The sequence below is a fragment of the Cellulomonas sp. A375-1 genome (assembly GCF_001040865.1).
GTDB classification, from domain to species: Bacteria; Actinomycetota; Actinomycetes; order Actinomycetales; family Cellulomonadaceae; genus Cellulomonas; species Cellulomonas gelida.
In genome coordinates, this window is sequence record NZ_LFKW01000031.1 from 99,796 (window position 1) to 103,494 (window position 3,699).

Sequence of the window (3,699 nt, forward strand, 5' to 3'; positions counted from 1 at the left end):
CACGGCCTTCTGCCAGGTGTAGGTGTTGTCGTCGTTGTACTGGAAGATCCCGATGAACGCCGACGACGGGTCGTTGTCGGCGTTGAACGGGCCAGCACCGGAGACAGCCTTGTAGTCGATGTCCTCACCTGCAGTGATCAGGTCGGCACACTCCTTGAAGCCCTCGCACTCCGTGCCGCCGTCCGCACCCGAGACAGCCGCCATGTTCTTCTGGATCGTGGCACCGTCGACGCCGCCTCCCTTGAGCGCGGCGAGAGCGATCAGGATGGCCGCGTCGTACGACTCCGGGCCGTAGGCGTAGTCCTTCAGGGCCGGGTCGACGGACAGCATGCGGTCCTTGAAGGCCTCGTCCGGGTAGGCGCCGGGGGTGGTTCCCTGCGTCTTCCACGCTGCGAGCGTGCCTGCCTCGAAGTCCTTCGAGTAGTCGGCCGTGTTGCCGTCGACCATGTAGACGCGACCGGTGAAGCCCGCCGCGACGAGCTCGGGGATGATCGACTTGGTCTGCTCGAACGCGATGATCGCAATCGCCTCGGGCGCGCCGCCACCGTTCGACGTCATGACGCCCGCGACCGGGTCCGCGAACGACGAGGCCGTCGGGTCGAACTCCTCGGTCTTGTTGCCGTAGGTGATCGTGCCGCCGGCTCCCTCGACCGTCGCCTTCACGACGTCGCGCAGCGAGGTGCCGTACTCCTCGTTGAAGACGAGGACGCCGAGCTTCTCGACACCGTCCTCGAGGATGAGGTTGCCGAGCGCCGAGCCCTGGACGGTGTCCGGCGGCGCGGTACGGAAGTAGAACGGGCTGTAGCCGGACAGGCTCGTCGCCGTGTTGGCGGGCGAGACCATCACGACATTCGCATTCGTGATGTCGTCGACGACCAGCTGCGTGACCGACGACGAGGCAGCACCGATGACGGCCTGGACGCCCTGGCTCTGCAGGTCGGTCCAGGACTGCGGAGCGACGTCGGCGTGGTCGGCATCCGAGGAGTCGGCGTGCTTGACGACGACGTCCTTCCCGTTGATGCCGCCGTTCTCGTTGATCTCCTTGACCGCCAGGTCGACGCCGGCGATCTCGGGCGGGCCGAGGAACGCGAGCGAGCCGGTCTGGGGCAGGAGGGTGCCGATGGTCAGCGCACCGCTCGTGTCGCCGCCCGAGCCGGCGTCCTTCGTCGTGGCGGCTGCTCCGGGCGTCTCGTCGTCGGACGAGCCACTGTTGCCGCAGGCGGTCAGGACCAGCGCGACAGCACCGGCCAGAGCTGCGGCCTTCATCGCGTGATGAGAACGAACCATGGGCGTTCAACCTCTCCGTGAGGAATGCGTCCCGGGGCCCGAAGGCATCGGTCCCCGTGCAACGTGACGCGACGGTAACCATCGTTTGTATCCGGGATGTATCCGCCAAGATTGCGCGCTGCTTCGTTGCCAACCTGTGATGAAACCGCTCACCCGAAAGGGCCTGTTCGCTTGCTGAGACGTGTGCTCTCGGCCCTGGAGACGGTTCGGGGCGCCTCAGGGCGCTCGTCGGGCGACAATCGGCGGATGCGGCTGGTGACCTTCAACGTGCAGCACGGCCGGACGCTGGACTCGCGTCGGGTCGACGTGAGTCGCTTCGCGGACGCGATCCGGGCGCTCGACGCGGACGTCCTCGCGCTGCAAGAGGTCGACCACCGCCAGCTCCGCTCCGGGCGTGCGGACCTCACCGCAGTCGCGGCCGACGCGATGGGCGCGCGCGACGCGCGGCTGTCGGTGACGCTGCGCGGTCCGGTGGGGCTGTGGCGTGAAGGACGGTACGACGAACCCAGCGCGGCACCGCCTCCCGGTGCGGCATACGGGGTGGCGCTGCTCTCGCGCTACCCCGCCACGGCGTGGCGCACGGTGCGGCTCCCCCGGCGACGCGGCGTCGTCTGGGCGCACCGCTCGGGCCGGCGGCTGCCCCGACCGCTGCACGACCACCCTCGCGCCGCGATCGTCGCGCAGCTCGCCACACCGGACGGCCCGCTGACCGTCGTCTGCACGCACCTGTCGTTCCTGTCGGGTCAGAACGCGGTCCAGGCGCGCCACCTCGTCGAGGCCGTCGCCGACCTGCCGCGGCCGCTCGTCCTCATGGGCGACCTCAACCTCGGGCCGACGACTGCCGCGCGCACGACCGGGATGTCGTCCCTTGCCGACGCGCCGACCTACCCCGTGCACGCGCCGACCGCACAGATCGACCACGTGCTCGGCGACGGGCACGTGGTCGCGACCGGTCCGGCCCGAGCGGTGGACACCGGGGTGTCCGACCACCGCGCGCTCGTCGTCCACGTCACGCTCGCGCCGGGTGCGGCCACGCACGACTGAGCCCCCGCCCGCGCCCGGTCGTGGACCGGTGCGGACGGGGGCTCAGGAGCCGTGGGGCTCGGGTCTCAGGAACCGCCACCGATCTGCTCGATCACGGCGTCGGCGACCTCGCGCATCGTCAGGCGACGATCCATCGACGTCTTCTGGATCCACCGGAACGACTCGGGCTCGGTCATGCCCTTGGTCATCAGCAGACCCTTCGCGCGGTCGACGCGCTTGCGGGTCTCGAACCGCTCGGAGAGGTCGGCGACCTCCGACTCGAGCGCGCTGATCTGCGCGTACCGCGAGATCGCGATCTCGACGGCCGGCAGCAGGTCCGCCGGGGAGAACGGCTTGACGACGTACGCCATCGCGCCGGCGTCCCGCGCACGCTCGACCAGCTCGGTCTGCGAGAACGCCGTCAGCAGGACGACCGGGGCGACGTGCTCCTTCGCGATGCGCTCGGCCGCGGAGATCCCGTCGAGCACCGGCATCTTGACGTCCATGACGACGACGTCGGGCTTGAGCTCGACGGCCAGGGCGACCGCCTGCTCGCCGTCTCCCGCTTCACCGACCACGTCGAAGCCCGCGTCGCGGAGCGTCTCGACGACGTCCATACGGATCAGGGCCTCGTCCTCGGCGACGACGGCACGCCGAGCCTTGCGCCCGCTCGACGGCGCGCTGGAGGCCGTTGCGGGCAGGTCCAGGTCTTCGGGAGTTGCCTGGACAGGATCGGGGGTGGCGTCCTTGGTCACGGACACAGCGTAGTGGCCCGCTGCCTCGTCGCACGGCCTGCGCGCCGTGTGAGCCCGTTCACGCCCCGACGAGCACCCGGCACGCGCGGGTGCGTCGATATGCTGTTCCGCGGCCCCGATAGCCCAACCGGCAGAGGCGTTCGGCTCAAACCCGATCCAGTGTGGGTTCGAATCCCACTCGGGGCACCGTGGGAAGTTGTGCTGACCTGCAAGGACGCGCGTGGGAGCACCCTTCGGGCCAGGACGCGGCGTCCCGGTCCAGGTGATGCACGCTCGATCATCACGGAACGACGTCCGACGGCTCGCGCGGCACACCCGCGGCCGCGAGGGCTGCGTCGACCTGTGCCTGGACGCGCCGCGCGGAACGGCGGTGCAACCAGCGGACCAGGACGGCACCAGAGACGACGACGAGCACCAGCACGAGCTGCGACCAGGGCGGCGTCCACACCGTGACCGAGACCGACGTCCGCTCGAGCGCGACCTCGACGACGTCCTCCCCCACGACGAGCGGCGTGACGTCGATCCCGCCGTCCGCCCGGACCAACGGCCACGCCGACAGGGTCGTCTCCACGACGGCCGAGCGATCGGGCAGCACCTCACGGATCTCGGTCACGGCCTCGGCGCTGCCGACGCC

General features: G+C 70.3%; 4 protein-coding genes and 1 tRNA gene. 2 read left to right on the forward strand and 3 right to left on the reverse strand.

Translation table 11 applies throughout. From position 1 onward, the window contains the following. The coding region (locus tag CWIS_RS03455; RefSeq protein ID WP_048341819.1) for an ABC transporter substrate-binding protein at positions 1–1,287 on the reverse strand (1,287 nt) is incomplete at its 3' end. Positions 1,288–1,533: 246 nt separating this feature from the next. Here CWIS_RS03455 and CWIS_RS03460 point away from each other — a divergent pair. Beyond that, positions 1,534–2,331 carry an endonuclease/exonuclease/phosphatase family protein gene (locus CWIS_RS03460; RefSeq protein ID WP_048341820.1) on the forward strand — a complete coding sequence of 266 codons (798 nt, stop codon included), beginning with the start codon at positions 1,534–1,536 and terminating at the stop codon, positions 2,329–2,331. A 65-nt stretch (positions 2,332–2,396) separates the two neighbouring features. Here the strand turns inward: CWIS_RS03460 and CWIS_RS03465 are convergent, their stop codons facing one another. Further along, entirely contained in the window at positions 2,397–3,017 is a 621-nt protein-coding gene (locus CWIS_RS03465; RefSeq protein WP_229747564.1) for an ANTAR domain-containing response regulator, read from the reverse strand. Between the two features lie 160 nt (positions 3,018–3,177). On the opposite strand from CWIS_RS03465, the gene CWIS_RS03470 reads away from it, so the two are divergent. After that, a tRNA-Leu gene (locus CWIS_RS03470) sits at positions 3,178–3,251 on the forward strand. Positions 3,252–3,345: 94 nt separating this feature from the next. On the opposite strand, the gene CWIS_RS03475 is transcribed toward CWIS_RS03470, so the two are convergent. Then, a partial coding sequence (locus tag CWIS_RS03475) for a hypothetical protein (RefSeq protein ID WP_048341821.1) occupies positions 3,346–3,699 on the reverse strand: 354 nt, incomplete at its 5' end.

What these genes read in the sequence shown, in the direction of transcription:
- CWIS_RS03460 (WP_048341820.1), top strand. Translation starts at nt 1,534, where the DNA reads ATGCGGCTGGTGACCTTCAACGTGCAGCACGGCCGGACGCTGGACTCG.